Source organism: Aestuarium zhoushanense (assembly GCF_056431045.1).
Genome location: NZ_JBWKMA010000023.1, coordinates 724,902 through 744,577, shown reverse-complemented (window position 1 = coordinate 744,577; position 19,676 = coordinate 724,902). Strand labels below are relative to the sequence as shown.

The following is a 19,676-nucleotide window of genomic DNA, read 5'->3' as shown; positions in this document are numbered from 1 at the left end:
CTGCCTTTGTGCTTGAAATATCCCGGGGTGAATTGGCCGTAGGCCAAGAGGGGAAGAGCCCCTTACGCCTCAGTCGATCGCGCGAGCTTCATCAACCAGCATGACAGGAATGCCATTTCGGATCGGATAGGCCAACTTCGCAGCGACCGAAATCAGTTCCTGACGCGCCACATCATAGTCCAAACGGGTTTGCGTTTGAGGACAGACCAAGGCTTCGATCATCTTCGGATCAAAAGTCATTTCGCTCATTGTAGCCTCTCTTCACCACCGCCATGCAAAGCGTAGCTGATCAAGGTGATCAAAGTTTCTCGCCGTTGTGCCAACTCTGGCGCTTCTAACAACGCTTGTCGATCCTCGGGCTCAAAGGGGCATAACATCGAAAGCGAATTGATCAAGAGCTCGTCTTCGGCATCTCGAATTCCGTCCCAATCGGTCGACAAACCTTTGTCATCGAAAAACCGCTCCAATAACGACAATAACACGTCTCGATCCATGTCTGGGTCGTGCTCTACGGGACCAAGATCCCTGCCAAAACCATCCCACGAGACATTAAACTTGCGATAAGGTGTGAAGCCTTCGACCTCTTCGGCCAAACGAAACCGCGAAATGCCAGTAAGGGTGATCATATAGCGACCATCTTCGGTTTCGGAGAACGCGGTTAGACGCCCAGCGCAACCGATGCGATGCAACCCTCGCCCGCCATTTGGTTGGATCATTCCTAACAGCCGCTCAGGCGTCTTCATCACATCCTCGATCATTGCAAGATATCGAGGTTCAAAGATGTGCAACGGGAGCTTTGCGCGTGGCAGCAACAAAGCTCCCGGAAGCGGGAATACCGGAATAGAAAGCGGCAGATCGGATGATGTCCTCATGACCCGCAAGGTAGGACGCTCCGTCCGTCAGGCAAATATCATCGACGACAAACGACGACGACCGTTCAGAACAATCGGATCATTTGGTTTCAACGCATCAAAGATTTGGAACATCTGGGCTTTGGCAGCGCCATCATTCCATTCACGATCACGACGGAACATTTCCAAGAGTTCATCTACTGCTTCGGCGACTTGGCCTGCCGCATGCAATGCTTGCGCGAGGTCCAAGCGAAGCTGCATGTTATCCGGGTCTGCAGCAACTGCAGCACGCAGATCATCTACAGGACCTGCCTTTTCCGCCTGACGGGCCAATGCAATTTGTGCAAACGCTGCCTCGATTGGGGCCGCTTTGGAAATTGATACGGGAACGCCGTTCAACACGGCCTCAGCCTGATCAAGGTCGCCCATCGCAACATAACACCGCGCCAGACCACCAAAAGCCGCTGCGTTTTCAGCTTCTTCACCAATAATCGCACCGAACACTTCAGCCGCGTCGGCAGCGTTGCCTTCGGTGAGCATGTTTTCAGCTTCTTCCAGCGCAGCCTCTAAGCCCTCCGCACCACCCAAAGAAGCTAGTTTCGAAACGAACTCTTCAATTTGGCTCGGTGGGATGGCACCTTGGAACCCATCAACAGGTTGCCCTTGGAAAAACGCATAAACGGTCGGGATGGACTGAACGCGCAACTGGCCAGCGTAGCCCTGGTTTTCATCTACGTTGACTTTGACCATTTTCACGGCGCCGCCAGCCTTGTTCACCGCAGCCTCAAGCGCAGGTCCAAGCGTCTTACAAGGGCCGCACCAAGGCGCCCAGAAGTCTACGATGACCGGAACCTCTTTGGACGCTTCAATAACATCCTGCACAAAGGTTGCGTCGGTTGTATCAATGACCAGATCGCCAGTCGTTTTTTGTCCGCCAAGTTCGAGCATCATGCCCTCCTAGAATTCTGTTTGCCCTTATATGAGCAGCCTGTAACGGGAAGACAAGTTACATCCCGTTATTGAAATGTTTTAAATGTCGAAGGTCGCGAAAACTGGCGCGTGGTCACTGGGTTGTTCCCATCCACGGACATCGCGTCTGATCCGGCTGGAATGTGCGGCACTCGAAATATCGGGTGTTGCCCAGATATGGTCCAAACGGCGACCTTTGTCGGCTTCGTCCCAATCCTTCGCACGATAGGACCACCAACTATAGAGCAGCCCCTCAGGAATATCCTGTCGTGTGATATCGACCCAATTCGCTGACTCCTGCACTTGTGCAAGGTGCTCAACCTCAATCGGAGTGTGGCTGACGATCTTCAACAGCTTCTTATGATCCCATACGTCATCTTCGCGCGGGGCAATGTTGAAATCACCAACGATCACCGTCTTTTCTGGCTTGGTATGGTGAAAGTAATCCCGCATCTCGGTCAGGTAGTCGAGTTTTTGACCAAACTTTTCGTTCTTTTCACGATCAGGTTCATCACCGCCCGCAGGGATGTAGAAGTTCTGGATCGTCACGCCGTTCTCAAGCCGACCTGCGATGTGCCGCGCATGATTGAGCGATGCGAAATCTTGGGCATCGGTTTCGACAATGGGCATCTTCGATAGGATCGCCACGCCGTTATAGCCCTTCTGGCCACGTGCGATCATGTAGTTGTAGCCAAGCGCCTGAAACGCTTCGAACGGGATTTTCTCGACAGGGCTTTTGCATTCCTGCAAGCAGAGCACATCTGGCATATCTTCAGTCATGAGCCGAGACACGAGAGCTTCGCGCAAGCGGACAGAGTTGATGTTCCAAGTGGCCAGCGTAAAAGTCATATCCGTCTCCATATTTCGGACAGATGTGTAGCGCGATCACGCGCCCACGACCACCAGTATCACGCAGAAAAAAGCCCCCGCGAGATGCGGGGGCAAGTCCAACAGGGAGGATGACGGCGTAACCCTGCCATCAAGGGAACGATTCAACCTATACGACATTTTGGTCGTATTTTATACTCAAATCAGGCGACCAACCGATATCCACCGCTTTCTGTGACCAGAAGGCGAGCATTGGATGGATCGGGTTCGATCTTCTGACGCAGACGATAGATGTGCGTCTCAAGCGTGTGGGTCGTGACACCCGCGTTATACCCCCAAACCTCGTGAAGCAGCACATCGCGCGGCACAACACCGTCTGTCGACCGATAAAGATACTTGAGGATGTTGGTTTCTTTTTCCGTCAGACGGACCTTTTTGTCGTCCTCGGTCAGCAGCAGTTTCTGCGCTGGCTTGAACGTATATGGCCCGATTTGGAACATAGCGTCTTCGGACTGTTCATGGGTGCGAAGCTGCGCACGGATACGAGCCAGCAGCACTGGGAATTTGAACGGCTTAGTGATGTAGTCGTTCGCCCCAGCGTCCAGACCCAAAATCGTGTCGCTGTCGGTGTCATGCCCCGTCAACATAAGGATCGGACATTTGACCCCTTGCTTGCGCATCACCTTACAGAGCTCTCGCCCATCGGTGTCAGGCAAACCTACGTCAAGAATCACGAGGTCGTAGATCCCCTCTTTGACGCGACCGATCGCGTCGTGGCCGTTGCCAGCCTCAAAGACGTCAAAGTCTTCGGTCATAATTAATTGTTCGCCTAGCGCTTCGCGCAGGTCATCATCGTCATCGACAAGCAAAATGCGTTTGAGTTGTGCCATAGCGTTTTTGGCCTCCATTCACGTCTGATTGAACATCTGTGACTTGGTACGCTTTAGGGCAAGGATTCCGACAAAAATTCACGCGGTCGTGTCGTAGAGAAGGGAAATGTTTCAATTCCCTTCAAATCACCCTAGTTAAGTCAGACAAAGCAAAGGTTTCGACGATGGGATTTGCACCCGATATTACAGAACGGCTAGCGCGTGCCCGTGCAGATTTACGCATGGGTGTTCCTGTTGTGCTGGAAAGCGGCGCTCTCGTTCTAGCGGCAGAAACATTAAACGCCGCCCGTTTGGCCGAGGTGAGGGCAATGGGTGCCGCCAGTATTGCGATCACATCTCACCGCGCTTCGACACTCAAGGTCGCAGCCTACGACGGCGATCTGACACGTATCGCGCTACCTGTTGATGCTGCGCTGACATGGGTTCGTGGCATCGCGGATCCAGCTGATGACCTACGGCACCCCATGAAAGGCCCGCTCCACGCACGTCGTGAGGGTTCTGCAGAACCTGCCCGTGCTGCTATTGCCCTGACCAAAGCCGCTCGCTTGTTGCCAGCAGCGGTCATGGTGGACCTCCCCAATCCAACGAGCTTTGCGCAGGCCCACAACCTTACAGTCGTCCCCGATTCCGCCACTCTTGCCACCGATTTGTCGCCACTCGACCCAATTATCGCTGCCCGTATGCCGCTCGATGTTTCAGAAGCAGGTCGTTTGCACATCTTCCGCCCTCACGACGGCGCCGAGGAACACTATGCCGTAGAGATCGGCCAGCCCCCGCGGGACAAGCCCGTTTTGGCGCGCCTTCATTCCGCTTGTTTTACGGGCGACGTTCTCGGCAGCCTAAAATGCGATTGCGGTCCGCAATTGCGTGGCGCGTTGTCTCAGATGGGTCAAGAAGGCGCGGGCGTGCTCTTGTATCTCAATCAAGAAGGACGCGGCATTGGCCTCGCCAACAAAATGCGTGCCTATTCACTTCAAGATCAGGGCTTTGACACCGTCGAAGCAAATCACCGCTTAGGGTTCGAAGACGACGAACGTGATTTTCGCATCGGAGCAGAGATTTTGCGCCGCATGGGGTTCAGCTCGGTTCGATTGCTCACCAACAACCCTGCGAAAGTTGCACGCATGAACGATAGCGGGATTGAAGTCGTGGAACGCGTCGCCCTCAAGGTCGGCGAGAACCGCCACAACCACCACTACCTTGCAACGAAGGCATCGAAATCAGGACACCTCCTGTGACACCGCTCGATCTGGTCGTCGGCCCAACTGGGTTGCGTTTCATGAACCGCCATTTCGCCTGTAACATTGGGCGCGGCGGTGTCACTGACAACAAACGCGAAGGTGATGGCGCGACCCCACGTGGGCAACACTGCATTGTCGGCATGCTCTATCGCCCGGATCGGATCGCAAAACCGACCGACTGGGCCGTGCCGATAGGTCACACTGATCTCTGGTCCGACGATCCCAACCATGAGGACTACAACCTCATGGTTCGCGCACCCTACCCACATAGCCACGAAAAACTACGGCGCGCTGATCCGCTCTACGACCTTGTTCTGATTCTAGATTGGAACTGGCCCTACGCCGTCAAAGGACGCGGATCTGCCATTTTCATCCATCAATGGCGCCGCCCCGTTTATCCGACCGAAGGCTGTGTGGCTCTCTCGCGGCGCGACCTGCATTGGATCGCACCCCGCATCAACTACCAAAGCCGAGTCTATATACTATAGCCCTTAGCCGTAGTCGCGCTCACCAAAGATCGCCGAGCCGACGCGAACATGCGTCGCACCAAAGGCAATCGCCTTTTCAAAATCAGAACTCATACCCATGGAAAGCCCCTCAAGGCCGTTCCGTTCTGCAAACTTACGCAACAGCGCAAAGTGCATCGACGCTTCTTCATCCGCAGGCGGGATGCACATCAAACCTTTGATCGGCAGATCGAGCGCACGACATTCAGCAACAAAGGAATCGACATCTGCAGGTAAAATTCCAGCCTTCTGCGGCTCCTCGCCCGTGTTCACTTGGATGAACAAATCAGGACAGGACCCGATCTCTTGAGCAATACGTGCAATCGCATGTGCCAGCTTCGGACGATCAACCGAGTGAATCGCATTCACCAACTCCATCGCCGCCCGAGCCTTATTGGTTTGCAACGGCCCAATCAGGTGCAAATCGATTCCTTCGAACTGTTCCCGAAACGCTGGCCACTTTCCCTGCGCCTCTTGAACCTTATTTTCGCCAAAGACTCGCTGCCCTTCGCGCAAAACAGACTCCACTTTGGTATTAGGCTGTACTTTTGAGACAGCGATCAAAGTGACGCTTCCCTCTGCGCGACCACTTTCGGCCTCAGCTTTTGCAATGTGGTCTTTGATGTCCGACAAACCCATAACGCGCTCCTGATCGTCTTTTGTTTTAAGGCGGCTCAGCAGGACATAGGACGATCAAGCCCCCCTGTCACCCGCCATTTCCGCGATAAACGGGTGTGTCCTTCGTGCATCATTTTTGATCAAGGCACCGAATGAACGGGGCAAATGACTTGAGTGGTGGGGGCTTTGGGCGCACATATCCTCCCAATGCTAGGTTCACTGGCATTCATGTGAATGCAAAAACACGAGGGTAAACCATGAAAAAGATCCTTCTCGCTTCCGTCGCACTGACAGCTTTCGCTGGCGCAGCTGCTGCTGAAGTTTCCTTCTCGGGCTCGGCAACTCTGGGCTACAACGACACTGACGCTACCGCTGCAATCACTGCACGCTCTGGTACCGCTACTGACGACAACGACGGCTTCTACTGGTCGGCAACCATGTCGGCATCTCTGTCGCAAGACCTCGACAACGGCATCGCTGTTGGCGCGAAAGTCAACTTCGACATCCAAGACGACAACGGCAATGCTACTAACGGCAACACCAACCTGAACGCTGACGACTATGTCCTGTCGCTGACTTCAGAAAACGCGTCGATCTACTTCGGTGACACTGGCGTTGCAGGCTCGAAATACTGGGCAGCTGCTGGCGACATGGAGTCCGACGGCTTTACCTCTGACTACACTGACGCAGCTAACGCTGACGCAGTACTGCGCGCTGACATCAACTACGGCGGCGTAGAGCTGTCGGCTTCGACTATCGTAGTACAGTCGGACCAAACCAACTCGGTTCAAGAGCAGACTTCGGCAAGCTTGCGTACCACTTTGGGTGGCGTGACCATCACTGCAGCTACTCAAGAAAAAGCTAACACCACTGTTCTCGGCGCAGCTGCGGGCGACTACAACGCTAACGCTGTTTGGGGTGTATCCGCTGCGATGGCAGTTGCTGGCGCTGACGTGACTGTTGCATACGCTGAAGAAGATACTGGTGCTAACGGCACTAACTCGTCGACTGGTATCAAAGTTGCATACCCAGTAGGTGACGTAACTGTTACTGCTTACTACGTTGACGAAAACCCGTCGGCTGCAAACCTTTCCGGTCACAATGGCGACGAGAACTACGGTATCGCAGTAGCATACGCTGCTGGTGACGTTGCTGTTACTCTGGACTACCAAGATGACCAGAGCGTAACCAAAACTTCGCTCGACGTAACCTACGATATGGGCAACGGTCTGAGCCTGCTTGCTGGTATGTACGACGAAGACGGTAACGCAACTGCAGCAGATGACGGCACCGACTCGTACGTTGCTGCATCGTACAGCCTCGGCGGCGGCGCTTCGCTGCTCGTTGCTTACGCAAATGCAGACACCAAAGGTGCGATCAAAGCTGACGAAGTTGGTACCCCTGACTACCAAGACGGCACCACCATCGAGCTGTCCTTCGCATTCTAATCTGACCCTGTCAGTTTGAATGAGAGAGCGGCGCTTAGGCGTCGCTCTTTTCTTTTGGCAAAGCTGACTCTAACTTTGCTCCAACCAACACTTCGACGAGGCAGTAATGCATAAGATCGCCCTACTCTTGACTGCAGTGCTACTGCTCAGCAGCTGTGGCACAGCCAAAGGCTTCCTCGATGGCACAGGCAGTGTGCTGGAAGGCATGGCAACTGATGTGCGTAGCTTGGGTGGGATGCTGAACTAAACCAGCTCCACTGCACGTGCCAACTGCACTTCGTTTACGTCGATGTATCGCTGCGTTGTTACGATGCTGCGATGCCCAGCCAAAGCAGCCAACACACGCACATTTACTCCGCTGTTTGCCAGTTTGGTGATGAATGTTCTGCGTCCGCTGTGACTGCTTGCCCCTTTTAGCCCAGCTGCACTGTAGATGTTTAGAAACAGCTGACACATGGTGTTGGCTGAGAAAGCACCGCCTATCTGTGTTTGAAACAGCGGCGTGTCTGGTTTGCGCTTGCGAATGACTGGGTAATAGTCAGCGAGCGCCTTGTTGAGCTTGCGTCCTACAAACACTCTGCGCTCAAATCCGCCCTTGGTTTGCTCTGCTGCGAGTACGAAGCTGTCGCGTACTTTGCCTGAGTCCTCGTACACATCTGCTATCTTGAGCCCTGCAATCTCGATCACACGGAGGCCTGCAAGGAAGCTCAGCTGTAGGATCGTGCGATCACGTACGCAGTGTCTCCGTGCTCGACAGTAGTTCAATACCATCTTGATCTCGTCTTCGCTCAGTGTACGTGCTTGCGCCATCTTCTGCTCCATTCTCTCATCTCTGGCAGTACAGACAGCATAAGCTCTGAGAGCCTGGTTGGACGACCGAAGATGGCACCACTGCAGGGCTCAATAACTTCAAACACTTAGCGTGTTCTCTCAGCAAAACACGATTTTATGAGAGGTTGGGTGTCAATAAATGCCGCAAAACTGAACAGCAGTATCGAACCAGAAAAAAATCGGTTGTCTAGCGAAGTTGATAAATAACTATGTAAGGCAACACATAGGCGCACAAACAAGGGTAGGCACTGATTTAGATTTGGCAGGCAACACTACAGGCACAACTACAAACGAGATGAAGGTTAGCACGCCGACTGTAATAGTGCCGCAAATCCGTTCTGATGTGAGACGGTGAGTAAACGTACTGCTCGTTGTACGCTTCAATCAACTACCCCATCCTTGTCGGTGGGATGCTTCAAGTTGCAAAGGCATAAATGTTCAGCCAGCCAGCAGCTTTGATTGTCGTAATAGTGTGGTGAATGATGTGTGCTCATGTATGTGCAGCACAGTCAGCAAGTGAAACGGATGACAGCCTCGATGAGAGACCCGTTATCACATGAGATAGCTCAGCTGTATGGGTCTCATGTGTGCGTATGATGCGCTGGTAATAGAGATGATAGCAAAACCTGCTCTTCCTGTAATGGTTCAGCGATACAGCCTGACATAGCGACGCGAAAGGCGTGCGTGTTTAGATCGATGCCCAAAGGGGCGTTGATCTAACTGCTCGGCGAAAGGGATTTAGATAATAGATCATCAATAGATGTCTAAATGATCACCAAGCACAGCAAGCGAAGTGCATACGAAGCGCGATGTGTGAAGGTGATACACAGACGCTATAGCGGATGTGTTGAAACAGCTGAGCACGAATAACTGCCATCATGTGTTGATTGATAAATACATCAACAAGGAGGTGGTATGGATGACTGTTAGATTACTGGAACAGATACGTGATCAGTTGAAGAGCTGTAATGCTGTAAGCAGTGAACGCGAGTTCTGCGAGCAATGGCTGGGGAAGAGTGCGTGTTATATGCGTACATTACGATTTACGGGCACAGCGCCCAGTGCTGATGCACTCAGTGTCTGTGCCAGCAAGCTCAAGTGGCATGAAGGACATTTGTCTCAGAGCACACAAAGTCATCATGTGCATTGGGCTGGGGTGTTTGGCAAACTGCACACGCAGTGCATCAAAGCGATTGAAACCCAAGCAGAGCGCAAGTGGCGCAGCCGAAATGGGGTACTGCATCAATGAGAGCAGTGCTGCAAAATCTGCTGGTGGAGTACTTAGCTATTTGGGGTGGTGATTTAGCAGCCCCAGCAAGGCGCAAGCTGTGAGTGCGCTGTCAGATATACAGCGTGCGTTGAACGTGGTGCGACGCATAGCAAACGAAGAGGCTTATAGCACCAAGCTGTCTGCATTGGCTCTTATGCATGATGCGATGGGAGATGTGCTGACGAAGCTGCGCGACACTGGCAAACCCAAAGCACAGCCTCGTCCTCGCGCTCCTAAGCCGCCCACTATGCCCGTGCCTAAGCCAGCCGCTCCTTCGACACAAAGCCCCAATCCGCCAAAGCCTACTCCTCGCCCATTTACTGAACCAGAAATCGCTACAGAGAAATAAACTTGCCCAACTTCAGTGCGGCTCTAAGTATCATTATGGCACTAAATGGAGGATACAATGCCGACACTCGCAGAACTGATGAAGAAACATAATGTAACACCAATGCAAAGCCCAAGTGCTGGGCCACGCTCGAAGCTACTGGTGCAAGTAGAACGTATGTTATCCACGATTGATACTTACAAGGATGTAAGTGAGCTAAATGGCGACACAACGCAGTACTGGTGGGCGCCACAAAGCGTTGATGGCAAGCGCCGTCTAAGTGCTCGCTACGGCGGCAAAGTGGTAGAGGGCTTTATTACCTATGCCGACAATAGTCTCGAAGGTGTGCGTGGTGCACTGCAGAACTTCCACGCTATCATCAAAGACAGCACCGATGAGACTTGGGCTGAAGAAGAAGAGCGCCGCAGAAAAAAGTAATACGGCGTGTTGTACGAATGTATGAGCAAGTTGACACTGGGCCGCTGTATGACCAAGCGGTCCAGTTGTTGAGTACCTACAGATCCGTTGCGGCACGCATGGCAACTGCAAGAGCCAGTACACGTGGCAAGCTGGATAGACGGCTTGAGCAGTTAGGTGAGAAAATCGCTGAGCGTTTGGGTGAGCTGACAGAGCATGAACGCATGGCGTTGACTGGCTGGCGTGATGGCATAATCGCTGACACTTATGAAGTTGATCATGAAGCCCTAATGGCACAGCCTTATGAGAGCATACGTCGCATTGATCGCTGGACTGAAGAATATGATCCCGCTGACTATGAGACGACACAGTCTGTATCTGCATCATCCAATCCCAATGCAGAGCTACTCAAGTTCTTACGCACGGGGCTGGACTGAGGCGTTTACTCAGCAACAGAACACAGGATCATCTGTGCGATTTTGGCGTATTTGTTGCGATTTATAGCTGTTCAATATCTGCTTGCAGTTGGGGCTAACTGGCATAGTGATGCAGGGATCAAATACGATCCAAGTCGATAGCGCCTGCAATAATATCTACGCGATCCTGCAAGGTATTAGGGAACAGCTGAGCATACCGTTCCGTCATCGAAATATGATAATGCCCCAACAGTCGCTGCACTTCGTAGATACTGGCGCCATTGTTGATCAGTAGGCTTGCATATGTATGACGAAGATCATGCATACGCACTGACGGCAAAGCAGCACTTTCTCGTGCTTCTACAAAGGCATTATGCAGGCTTGTATATGGGGCTCGAGTACGGGGATTGGCAAAGATCCAACTGTCACGTGTTGTCGGCACACCCAAAACTTCTGATCGCGCTTTGACTTGCTGCAATACTGACAGCGCCTTGTCACTCAACATAACTGTTCTGCTGCGTCCACTTTTACTGACAGCGACAAACAGTTCTTTCTTGCGCTCATCAATATCAGTCCACCGAGCAAGTCTAAGTTCGCTCTTCCGCGCACCCGTCAACAACAACAGCTTTACGAATAGATGCAGATACGGGTGACTGCTGCGCTTACAGGCACTGAGCAAGCGTCGTATCTCAGCTTCAGTTAGGAACCGCTGCACGTAGTCTCCAACGGGCAACTTTCTAATCGCTGCGCCCTTGAACACGTTCTTGTCCAAGTATCCCCAATGCACAGCGATGTTTAGGATACGGTTCAGCATCGATGAGTGCTTATTTACCGTTGCGGGTTTGTAGCCAGCATCAATCTGATGCAGCACCCAGCTATCCAAGTCCTCACTGGTAATCTCCCTCAGGGGCTTTTGACCCAGTGATGAGCGGATGTGTTTGTTGAACACATAGTAGTCCAGCTGACTACGACGCTTGGTAGCCTTTGCAAACGCATAGTACTTTGCATCAAAGAAGTCTGCGAGCGTTACAGCTGGCTCTGCAGCTTCGCTCACAGCGACGCTCTTCTTGTCCTTGCCGAATAACTTCGAAATCGGTCGCATATCGAATATCTCCTTGCTACAACGCTAATGTCAGCTGCACACAAGGACGACCAAGTTCTTGATTTAGATAGTGAAAAATACTCCAGCTACCATTCCGCTATCCTTCTCGCTTCCGTCGCACTGACAGCTTTCGCTGGCGCAGCTGCTGCTGAAGTTTCCTTCTCCGGCTCGGCAACTCTGGGCTACAACGACGACAACGGTCGTCTGGCGAACAACGCTACTTTCGGCGATCACAACGGTTTCTACTCTGACCTGAACGTTGACGTTGCTCTGTCCGCTACTCTGGACAACGGCATCACCGTTTCCGCTTCGGCTGACGTCGATGAAGTTGACGCCGAAGACAATGCTTCGCGCGGTGTTACTGTAACTCTTTCTTCGGACGCTGCTTCGCTCGTATACGGCGACACCGAGTTCGCCGCAAAGTCGATGTGGTCGGCTGCTGGCGATATGGAAGCTGACAGCTTCTCGATCCAAGACGGCGAAGGCGTACTCAAAGGTACCTTCTCGTTCGGCGGTGTAGACATGGCTGTCTCCGGCGTCACCTACAACAACAAAGGCGCTGTAGCTGCTGATGACATCGCTCAGATGTCCTTCGGTGCTAAAGCAACTGTTGGCGCAGCGACTGTTGTAGTTGCTTATCAGGAAGAAGCAAAAGCAACTGATTTCACAACTACCACTGCGAACCCTGCTTCCACCAACGGCGATTTCTACAACGCTGAGACAATGGGTGTATCGGTTGCATTCGCTGCAGCTGGCGCAGACATCAAAGTAGCTTACGCTTCGGAAACTACATCGGGTACAGCCACCGACTTCGACTCGACTGGTATCTCGGTTTCTTACCCGATGGGCGACGTAACTGTCTCTGCATACTACGTATCTGAAGACGACAGCACTGCAGTTGACGCGAAAGATAACATGGGTATCACCTTCGCCTACGCAGCAAACGGTATGGCTCTTACCGCAGCATACGCTGACGAACAGGGTACCGACGTTACCAAACTCGAGGGTTCGTTCGACGCTGGCAACGGCCTGACTGTTTATGCCGGTTATGTCGGTAAGAACAGCGATACCGATGACACCTACGTTGGTGCTTCGTACGACCTCGGCGGTGGCGCATCGCTGCTCGTTTCGTACGCTGACGACACCAACAATGACGAACTCACTGGCGACGACGATATCGGCGCTCAGGGTTACGCAGTCGGCACAACTGTTGAACTGTCCTTCGCATTCTAATCTGACCCAGTCAGTTTGAATGAGAGAGCGGTCCTTCGGGGCCGCTCTTTTCTTTTGGCATAGCTGATTCTAACTTTGCTCCAACCAACACTCGACGAGGCAGTGATGCATAAGATCGCCCTACTATTGACTGCAGTGCTACTGCTCAGCAGCTGTGGCACAGCTAAAGGCTTCCTCGATGGCACAGGCAGTGTACTTGAAGGCATGGCAACTGATGTGCGTAGCTTGGGTGGGATGCTGAACTAAACCAGCTCCACTGCACGTGCCAACTGCACTTCGTTTACGTCGATGTATCGCTGCGTTGTTACGATGCTGCGATGCCCAGCCAAAGCAGCCAACACACGCACATTTACTCCGCTGTTTGCCAGCTTGGTGATGAATGTTCTGCGTCCGCTGTGAGACAAAAAACTTCCTTTTTTGCATCAATCGCCTATACGCCCCCGAGTTCAGCGAGAATCGGATCAAGGGCAAATCTGAATGCACACAGATTTAAAATCAAATAAAAACAAAGCATTAGATCGATCGCACACCGACTTAAGCACTTTCTTTGACACTAAATATTTTGCCTTTGCCAAAGCCACTAAGCGCCGCAGCCAGCTCGACTTGTATGTCTTCAACAAACATATCCGACCTGTCCTAGGCGACCAAAAATTAGCTGACATCACGAGTGAAGATATCGATCAATGGAAGCTGATGCAGATCAACGAGGGCTACAAGCCAGCGACCGTGAATAAGCATTCCTCTATGCTGAACCGTATGTTGAATGTTGCTGTTCATTGGAATTATCTAGACCGCAATCCGTTCCATGGCATCGCAATCAAGAAATTGCCCGTAGGCGATCATGTCCAACGCTTCTTGTCCAAAGCTGAAATCAGCCGACTCCTTGGAGAATGCAAGCGAAGCAATCACCCCTACTTGTATCTATTCGCGGTTACCCTCCTCCTGACTGGCGCTCGAAAGAGCGAATGGAGGTTAGCAAAATGGCGTGATGTGGACTTACGGAACCGAGAATTATTTGTTGCCGTTAGCAAGAGTGGGCGAAGCAGAAAAGTGATGCTCAGTGACGATACGTTAGTCGTTCTGGAACAAGTCAAACAGACAACCACGGAATTGGGACAAGATATCAGCCCAGACAGTTGGATTTTTCCAAACCCACGGACGGGCAAGCCCTACACGAGTTTTCACATAGCGTTTGATCGCGCTCGAATTGCCGCGGCCCTACCTCAAGTTCGGATGCATGATTTGAGGCACACATACGCCAGCCTTCTCATCAATCATGGGGCCAGCATCTATGAAGTTCAACAACTTCTCGGCCATCACCACATATCAATGACAGAGCGATACGCACATCTATTCCCCAACACGCTCAAGGATCGTGTCGATATTGTAGCCAATGCAATCAAGGTTGATCTACGGCATTTACAGTAACCAACACCGTGCAAAGTCGACTGAAAGACCGACACGAGCCGGCGCGTCTGTGTGACTATTTCCGCGGACCTCTGTCGAGTAGTCGAGTGAGTAGAGCAAATCTCACATAACTTTGTAGCCGCCGGCAATACGGATAACATCCCACTCCAATTAACCCTGAATATGTAAACAAATACAGTGACTTAGATATCTTCAGAATGTTGCCATGTATCAGCTCTACTTACTCTACTACTCGACCTGAATTGGAAAAAAGCCGCCACAGTAGGCCTTTCACTCTACCACGGCGGCTCCCCTCTTTTGCTTGACGTTGGGGGGGTTAGAAGGGTGGCTCCTGCACACGCGCGAAGATCGTGTGGCCCTTGTAGTCACCAGACGTAAACTGCTTGCCCGTGCTTTCAAAACCAGCTGCGTTTAGCGCCCCACGGATGGAATGCTGCAATTGGCGCGGCAGGGTACTCTGCTGATACGTTTCAGTTGCACCTAACACCTTCTCCATGACCTCACGCATGCAAGTCTCGGTCTTACCCGTATTGGTGAGCCATGTTGCAACCTCTTCGAACAACGGGTCAACGACCGTGCGCTGCATCTGCTGTTGTTTCGCAAGTTGAGCTTCCTCTTCGGTCAGCCACCACTGCTCACCAGCGAGATAAAGCGTCATCGCCGCCGCCCATATCCTGTCACGATCACGGTCGATGGCCAGAATGTCAGCCTTCTCGATCTTGATCGGCCAGAAGCGACGATTGCCTGTCTCATCACGCAGATAGTCCGTGCGATTGGTCGTGCCGATAAACACACAGCGACGCTGGTAGGTTATCTCACATCGCCCATAGGGTGGACGGAACTTGTCTTCGGGACGCGTGATGAAGGCTTTGACGTGTTCAATCTCCACTTTTGAAACTGAAGCCAACTCCGAAAGCTCGATACCCCACTTACCACGCACAAAGTCCGCAGAGTCCTTTGAGTCCAAACGAGGCAAGCTATCAGCGAAGTAAGCTTCTCCAAACAGAACTCGCACGGCAGTCGACTTCCCTGCCCCCTGAGGACCTTCGAGTATCAAGACGTGGTCAGCTTTACACCCTGGCTCCATCATACGAGCAACGGCCGATATCAGGAACTTACGAAAGACCAGTTCCGCATAGATCAGCGTTTCCGGATGTTCACCAAACCGACGCAGACCGAAGTGATCGTTCAGCACCTCTTTCAGTAACGCTCGCGCCTCTTCAGCTGACATAGGAGGCAGACCTTCGAGGTAGTGGCGCACGGGTGAGATGATGTTTTCGCGCGCCGCAAGCTGGATGGCATCTTGCACATCGCCCTTTGTGACCTTCAACCACTTTAAATGGGCATTGAACCATCCACGCACTCGGTTGACGTCATCATCGCGCAACTGCCTTGGCTTGAACTGGTTTGGGTTCCCTCGGCTCTTTGGAAAGGGGCGTAGAATCATGATCTGCTCGGACAGCTCATCATAGGCGAAGACGCCATACCAGTCCTCCAAACAGGCTAGGACTGTCACCACATTCATGAAAGCATCAGAGATGCGATCGTTGACGACGATGAGCTTCAGGCCGTCGAGAGAGGACGCGAAGGTGCCACTCCCTAACTCCACAAGTGGCTGTGACGTATCAACATCCGGATGTTGGATCCGTTTAATCTCAGTCATCACAGCCCCCACTTTTTGATGATTGAGTGAAGGCGCACTTGGTTATAGCCCGACGCCTCACAGTAGTCCTCCAGTGCGGCACGTTCATTACCGCCGTGGATGCAGCGCACATAGACGTCCCATGCATCATAGGTGGTCCATCCATTCGCCGTCGTCTTCCCAAGCTGCCCTATGTCGCTACTGGTGTAGCTCACAGCACGATCACCGAAGACCTGAACTGAAGGGCCTTTGCTCTGCGAGAATGGCGAGGCGTAAGAGTTGCCACCACGGTGCAGCCAACCACATTCAAGCATCAACCCCACGAGGTCATGGTCCTGCTTGAACTGCTCGATCGGCGTCAACAGGCCATCAAACTCGCGCTTGCGCAGCCTTTCCGCAGCTTTCTCAGCGGATACGTTACGCGCCAGCTCCTCAGCGGCTTTTGCTTGCTGAGCGAGCTGGGAGGCACGCGTCGTAAGGCCAGATGGCGGCACCTCCAAGACATCGGCTTGAGACACGCGGAAGTCATAGAAAAATGGCGTTCCATTCGCGTCTCGACGCTCTGGCGGCACATTGGGCAGGTTCGAGAGCTGTCCTGCACGTGCCAAGGCATAGTCGCAGCAGATGCCATGCGCATCCAAGCCCTCGAAAAGAGCCTGCTGCAGCCAGCCATAGTCTGAACCGGACATGGGCTTCCGGACTGGCGCTACAGCGCGCCACTTAGGCGCCTCTGCCGTTGCGCTGCTGGTCGAATAGATGATGCGCCGGCACTCACCAAGAACACTCACGATGGCCTGATCCAGCTCATCAAGCGTGACTATTCCGTCATCGACATCCAGAACGAGGGCGTGGAATTGCCCAACTTCGCGCTGCACGGCATGTGAGCGTGCATCTGGTCCGCTATAAGCCGAGGGAATAAAGGCATGTGCCTTACTCTTCTCCAAAGCCAGTGGGGCTTTGGCCATTTGCACTATCTCAGCATAGCTGATCGTGCCGTAATCACGGCCGCTATCACGGCGCGTGTCTTTCTGGCCCTCGATGAGGACAAAGTTTAGTGTCGGATGCATGTTTATGCTCCACTATTGGAGCGCGCCCTTACACGTGCTATGGAGTTGCCACTGTGGATCCATCGCAAATAGATAAGCAGTAACCCCTAACCGCGTGCTTTCGGGCGCGCGGTTTTGCATTACTCAGTTCCGAAAGGACGCTGAGTGGCGAATTGGGCGGCCGTGTCCGGCAGTCCGGTGATTACCCCACGCACATCAGCGTCACAGAGCCACTGGCGCTTCACACAGAGCTTGAAGAGGCTCTGCTGGGTCACGTGATAGCTAAAGCCACGCCACACCTCTCCATGTGCCGTCTCAGCAAACATGCGCTGAACGACATATTGGATGCCCTTACGGTCGAGGATGATCCGAATGCGAGGCGATACATGGACAATGACGTCCACGTAGGCGGCATCACGTTCATGGCATGATGTGGTCAGTTCGGAAGTATCCCCATTACAGTTATCTGATGGGGCAGCATTTGTATGAAGGTCTAACATTAGCAGACCTCCTGTTTATACACGCTAGCATCATCAAACTTTTGCTTTGCTACGGCCAAAAGCTCGTCAACCGCATAGATCGCAGCCTTGTTCGGGCGGCGCACAATCAGCGGCCAACGCTCAAGCGTGCGCGGGCTGATCGGGAAGTAGAAGTGAGTGATGATCGCTGCTGCCGTCTGCTTGTCAGCATATTGCGGCAGGGGTTGGTCAGGTAGCCAAGTTGGTCTTCGCATCGTTTCGCTCCTTATTGCGAGATCTGCGAATCAAAATAACCTAGCCATATCCCCCTCCAGACTTGATTGGATAAAAATCAAGTTTCCTATATATTCCAGAAGTTTAGCTTTCTGTATTCTCTCCAACACTTTTTCACTTGGTTACGAGTCAGACCAAAGAGTTCCCCTACGACGACGTAGATACCCTCATTCACGCCGTATATGCGCTTCAGCTTAAAGGTTATAATTCTCGACGGCTTTCCATCTACGCCTGCTGGCTGCCCAATCACTCGAAGCTCTTCATCAATAGAAGATCTATGCTCCTCAAATTCTTGGCTTAGAAGATAATCGGATCGTTCTTGTATCGGAATTGAAGCAATCTCACCAAAGAACTCGGAAAGGTTAGTCGCATCTGAAAATATCGACTGTTTGGCTGCTGCAAGTTGACGGTCATAGGCCTTGCGCTGAAGTGTTTCGCAAGCCCATCCTACAGCCAATATCATATCGTCATTTAAGATCTTGGGACGTCCTGCGCCCGCTCGTCGACCCCCATGTTGCCGATTGGGCCTCTCGCTATCCTCCGTCATACCCAACCCGCTAATAGCCCGTGCCACTTCGCCATAACCTCCCGACGCTGCTCAAGCTGCTTGGAGTGTTGATAGTGCTTCATAACACCGGTTCGGGTCGCACTTTGTTTATGGTTCAGCAAACTATCAATCAGGCCTTCGGAGACATCAGAATGTTCCGCCATCAAGGTCGCGAAGGTTCGACGAAGGTGGTGCATACAAAAGTCCTGAACTCCTGATGCGGCCCGGACTTTCTTGTTAAAGAAACTCCACGCAGTCATGTCACCGTCTGGCACGGATGAAAGCTGAAACACTTTGGAATGACCGCCAGTTGGTCCTGCCAAGAGTAGGTCTTTAGACATGCCCGAGAGGGGCATCACAAAATACTCATCGTTCTTCGTCTCCTCATTGGAGAAGCGAATTTCGTCTCGATCGAGGATCAGTTGGTCGTGTCGTAATGCCGCCCCTTCATTCGCTCGTAGCGGCGTAGATATCATGAAGCGGAGATATCGAAGATACTCTGGCTTCAAGCCATTAGCATGCCATAATTGCTTCAGTTCGTCGGGCGTGAAGAACCTAGATCTAGGTGCAGCTGGCTTCGGCCGACGCTTCCTCGACACCGAATTCGCTGGATTGAGAGGAATGACCTCCTCGTCTAGCAAGTAATCCAGAAACCGAGATAAAGCCCCAAAGCGATGACGAGCCGTCGCAGGTTGTTCCGGTCGCATCTCTCCCAAACCACGAATATGTCGTGACGTAAGTTCAGCAGGAAAGGCATCCGCCATTCCCATTTCGTCGAGGGCAAACCTCACGTGACGAACTTCGTCGCGCTGGTGCTTCGTTCGACCGTTGGCCATCTGCGTCTCATTATAACGGTCCAGCCACTCGATACAGGACTTGAGCCGCGCCTCCTCAGCTCGCTTTGCAGCCTTTTCTTTCCGAACAACTAACGCTGGGTCTTCGCCATTCCGAACTTGCGCTTTGATTTGCTCAGCCGCCAAGCGCGCCTCAGACGGCGTCATGGTCACAGGGTCACCGAGTTTCATGGTGCGCTGGGGGTGTCTCTTGCCACCATCAATGTAACCGCGCTTGCGGTAAGCATAGGTCCAGCTGGCACTTTCTTTGTTAATCACAAGCTTCAAGCCACTGCATATCGTGTCTGCGAGTGTAATCCGATCGCCAGAGAGCTTCTGCTCCTTGGTAAACCGCTCGATTTGAGTGCGATCAATCTTGCATTCGAAAGTATGAGAAGCCATTTTCAGCGAGACACCCAGCGAGACAAAACGGTGGAAGTTACCGCAAGTTAGCGGGGCATAGCGATGTAAGTAAAGTGC

23 protein-coding genes and 1 pseudogene are annotated in these 19,676 nt (G+C 52.5%); 9 read left to right on the top strand and 15 right to left on the bottom strand.

The genetic code is table 11. The annotated features are described in order from the left end of the window. Positions 1-69: 69 nt before the first annotated feature. The 5 genes from AC07ED_RS15420 to AC07ED_RS15400 form a co-directional block, all read right to left on the bottom strand. Positions 70-249: a Trm112 family protein gene (locus tag AC07ED_RS15420; protein ID WP_105236044.1), complete on the bottom strand. Its 180-nt coding sequence runs from the start codon at positions 247-249 to the stop codon at positions 70-72. Next, positions 246-872, bottom strand: coding sequence for an LON peptidase substrate-binding domain-containing protein (locus AC07ED_RS15415; RefSeq protein WP_105236045.1), 627 nt, complete (start codon positions 870-872; stop codon positions 246-248). The genes AC07ED_RS15420 and AC07ED_RS15415 overlap by 4 nt, the downstream gene beginning before the upstream one ends. A gap of 27 nt (positions 873-899) precedes the next feature. Next, entirely contained in the window at positions 900-1,799 is a 900-nt protein-coding gene (locus tag AC07ED_RS15410) for a thioredoxin family protein (protein WP_105236422.1), read from the bottom strand. 81 nt (positions 1,800-1,880) lie between these two features. Continuing rightward, positions 1,881-2,669 carry an exodeoxyribonuclease III gene (locus AC07ED_RS15405; protein ID WP_105236046.1) on the bottom strand — a complete coding sequence of 263 codons (789 nt, stop codon included), beginning with the start codon at positions 2,667-2,669 and terminating at the stop codon, positions 1,881-1,883. Positions 2,670-2,851: 182 nt separating this feature from the next. Further along, entirely contained in the window at positions 2,852-3,538 is a 687-nt protein-coding gene (locus tag AC07ED_RS15400) for a response regulator transcription factor (protein WP_067547397.1), read from the bottom strand. A 164-nt stretch (positions 3,539-3,702) separates the two neighbouring features. Here AC07ED_RS15400 and ribA point away from each other — a divergent pair, with 164 nt between their 5' ends. Together ribA and AC07ED_RS15390 are read left to right on the top strand one after the other, a co-directional pair. Next, complete coding sequence (gene ribA / locus AC07ED_RS15395; RefSeq protein ID WP_105236047.1) at positions 3,703-4,776, top strand: GTP cyclohydrolase II; 1,074 nt, start codon at positions 3,703-3,705, stop codon at positions 4,774-4,776. Next, positions 4,773-5,267, top strand: coding sequence for a L,D-transpeptidase family protein (locus AC07ED_RS15390; RefSeq protein ID WP_105236048.1), 495 nt, complete (start codon positions 4,773-4,775; stop codon positions 5,265-5,267). The genes ribA and AC07ED_RS15390 overlap by 4 nt, the downstream gene beginning before the upstream one ends. A gap of 3 nt (positions 5,268-5,270) precedes the next feature. Here AC07ED_RS15390 and AC07ED_RS15385 read toward each other — a convergent pair whose 3' ends face one another. Then, entirely contained in the window at positions 5,271-5,924 is a 654-nt protein-coding gene (locus AC07ED_RS15385) for a YggS family pyridoxal phosphate-dependent enzyme (protein ID WP_105236049.1), read from the bottom strand. A gap of 236 nt (positions 5,925-6,160) precedes the next feature. Here AC07ED_RS15385 and AC07ED_RS15380 point away from each other — a divergent pair, with 236 nt between their 5' ends. Both AC07ED_RS15380 and AC07ED_RS15375 read left to right on the top strand, forming a co-directional pair. Next, on the top strand, positions 6,161-7,351 hold the full coding sequence (locus AC07ED_RS15380) for a porin (protein WP_105236050.1): 1,191 nt from the start codon (positions 6,161-6,163) through the stop codon (positions 7,349-7,351). A gap of 106 nt (positions 7,352-7,457) precedes the next feature. Then, positions 7,458-7,598 (top strand): hypothetical protein, encoded by a 141-nt coding sequence (locus AC07ED_RS15375; RefSeq protein WP_158664560.1) that lies wholly within the window; start codon positions 7,458-7,460, stop codon positions 7,596-7,598. On the opposite strand, the gene AC07ED_RS15370 is transcribed toward AC07ED_RS15375, so the two are convergent. After that, on the bottom strand, positions 7,595-8,173 hold the full coding sequence (locus AC07ED_RS15370; RefSeq protein ID WP_232230437.1) for a tyrosine-type recombinase/integrase: 579 nt from the start codon (positions 8,171-8,173) through the stop codon (positions 7,595-7,597). The two genes, AC07ED_RS15375 and AC07ED_RS15370, sit on opposite strands and share 4 nt — an antisense overlap. An 892-nt stretch (positions 8,174-9,065) precedes the next feature. Here AC07ED_RS15370 and AC07ED_RS15365 point away from each other — a divergent pair. The 3 genes from AC07ED_RS15365 (at position 9,066) to AC07ED_RS15355 (ending at position 10,634) form a co-directional block, all read left to right on the top strand. Further along, entirely contained in the window at positions 9,066-9,431 is a 366-nt protein-coding gene (locus AC07ED_RS15365; RefSeq protein WP_158664561.1) for a DUF6626 family protein, read from the top strand. 427 nt (positions 9,432-9,858) lie between these two features. Continuing rightward, on the top strand, positions 9,859-10,218 hold the full coding sequence (locus AC07ED_RS15360) for a hypothetical protein (RefSeq protein ID WP_105236051.1): 360 nt from the start codon (positions 9,859-9,861) through the stop codon (positions 10,216-10,218). Between the two features lie 68 nt (positions 10,219-10,286). Further along, entirely contained in the window at positions 10,287-10,634 is a 348-nt protein-coding gene (locus AC07ED_RS15355; RefSeq protein WP_478242399.1) for a hypothetical protein, read from the top strand. Between the two features lie 118 nt (positions 10,635-10,752). Here AC07ED_RS15355 and AC07ED_RS15350 read toward each other — a convergent pair whose 3' ends face one another. Then, the gene (locus AC07ED_RS15350) at positions 10,753-11,715 is read right to left on the bottom strand and encodes a tyrosine-type recombinase/integrase (RefSeq protein ID WP_067547420.1); all 963 of its coding nucleotides are present in this window, start codon (positions 11,713-11,715) and stop codon (positions 10,753-10,755) included. Between the two features lie 27 nt (positions 11,716-11,742). Between AC07ED_RS15350 and AC07ED_RS15345 the strand changes: the two genes are divergently transcribed. Beyond that, a complete protein-coding gene (locus tag AC07ED_RS15345; protein ID WP_105236053.1) occupies positions 11,743-12,948 on the top strand; it encodes a porin in 1,206 nt (401 codons plus the stop codon). A 242-nt stretch (positions 12,949-13,190) separates the two neighbouring features. On the opposite strand, the pseudogene AC07ED_RS15340 reads toward AC07ED_RS15345, so the two are convergent. Next, positions 13,191-13,349, bottom strand: a pseudogene (locus tag AC07ED_RS15340) (tyrosine-type recombinase/integrase); the annotation flags it as partial. Positions 13,350-13,425: 76 nt separating this feature from the next. Between AC07ED_RS15340 and AC07ED_RS15335 the strand changes: the two are divergent. Then, a complete protein-coding gene (locus AC07ED_RS15335; protein WP_105236055.1) occupies positions 13,426-14,376 on the top strand; it encodes a tyrosine-type recombinase/integrase in 951 nt (316 codons plus the stop codon). A gap of 316 nt (positions 14,377-14,692) precedes the next feature. Here AC07ED_RS15335 and AC07ED_RS15330 read toward each other — a convergent pair whose 3' ends face one another. The 6 genes from AC07ED_RS15330 to AC07ED_RS15305 form a co-directional block, all read right to left on the bottom strand. Then, the gene (locus tag AC07ED_RS15330; protein ID WP_105236056.1) at positions 14,693-16,039 is read right to left on the bottom strand and encodes a virulence-associated E family protein; all 1,347 of its coding nucleotides are present in this window, start codon (positions 16,037-16,039) and stop codon (positions 14,693-14,695) included. After that, a complete protein-coding gene (locus tag AC07ED_RS15325; RefSeq protein ID WP_105236057.1) occupies positions 16,039-17,085 on the bottom strand; it encodes a hypothetical protein in 1,047 nt (348 codons plus the stop codon). Before AC07ED_RS15325 ends, AC07ED_RS15330 begins: the two co-directional genes overlap by 1 nt. Before the next feature lie 119 nt (positions 17,086-17,204). Continuing rightward, a complete protein-coding gene (locus AC07ED_RS15320; RefSeq protein WP_105236058.1) occupies positions 17,205-17,564 on the bottom strand; it encodes a hypothetical protein in 360 nt (119 codons plus the stop codon). After that, positions 17,564-17,797 (bottom strand): hypothetical protein, encoded by a 234-nt coding sequence (locus AC07ED_RS15315; RefSeq protein WP_105236059.1) that lies wholly within the window; start codon positions 17,795-17,797, stop codon positions 17,564-17,566. The genes AC07ED_RS15320 and AC07ED_RS15315 overlap by 1 nt, the downstream gene beginning before the upstream one ends. Positions 17,798-17,883: 86 nt before the next feature. After that, the gene (locus tag AC07ED_RS15310; RefSeq protein WP_105236060.1) at positions 17,884-18,363 is read right to left on the bottom strand and encodes a hypothetical protein; all 480 of its coding nucleotides are present in this window, start codon (positions 18,361-18,363) and stop codon (positions 17,884-17,886) included. Further along, positions 18,360-19,598 carry a tyrosine-type recombinase/integrase gene (locus AC07ED_RS15305; protein ID WP_105236061.1) on the bottom strand — a complete coding sequence of 413 codons (1,239 nt, stop codon included), beginning with the start codon at positions 19,596-19,598 and terminating at the stop codon, positions 18,360-18,362. Before AC07ED_RS15305 ends, AC07ED_RS15310 begins: the two co-directional genes overlap by 4 nt. Positions 19,599-19,676: the final 78 nt, after the last annotated feature.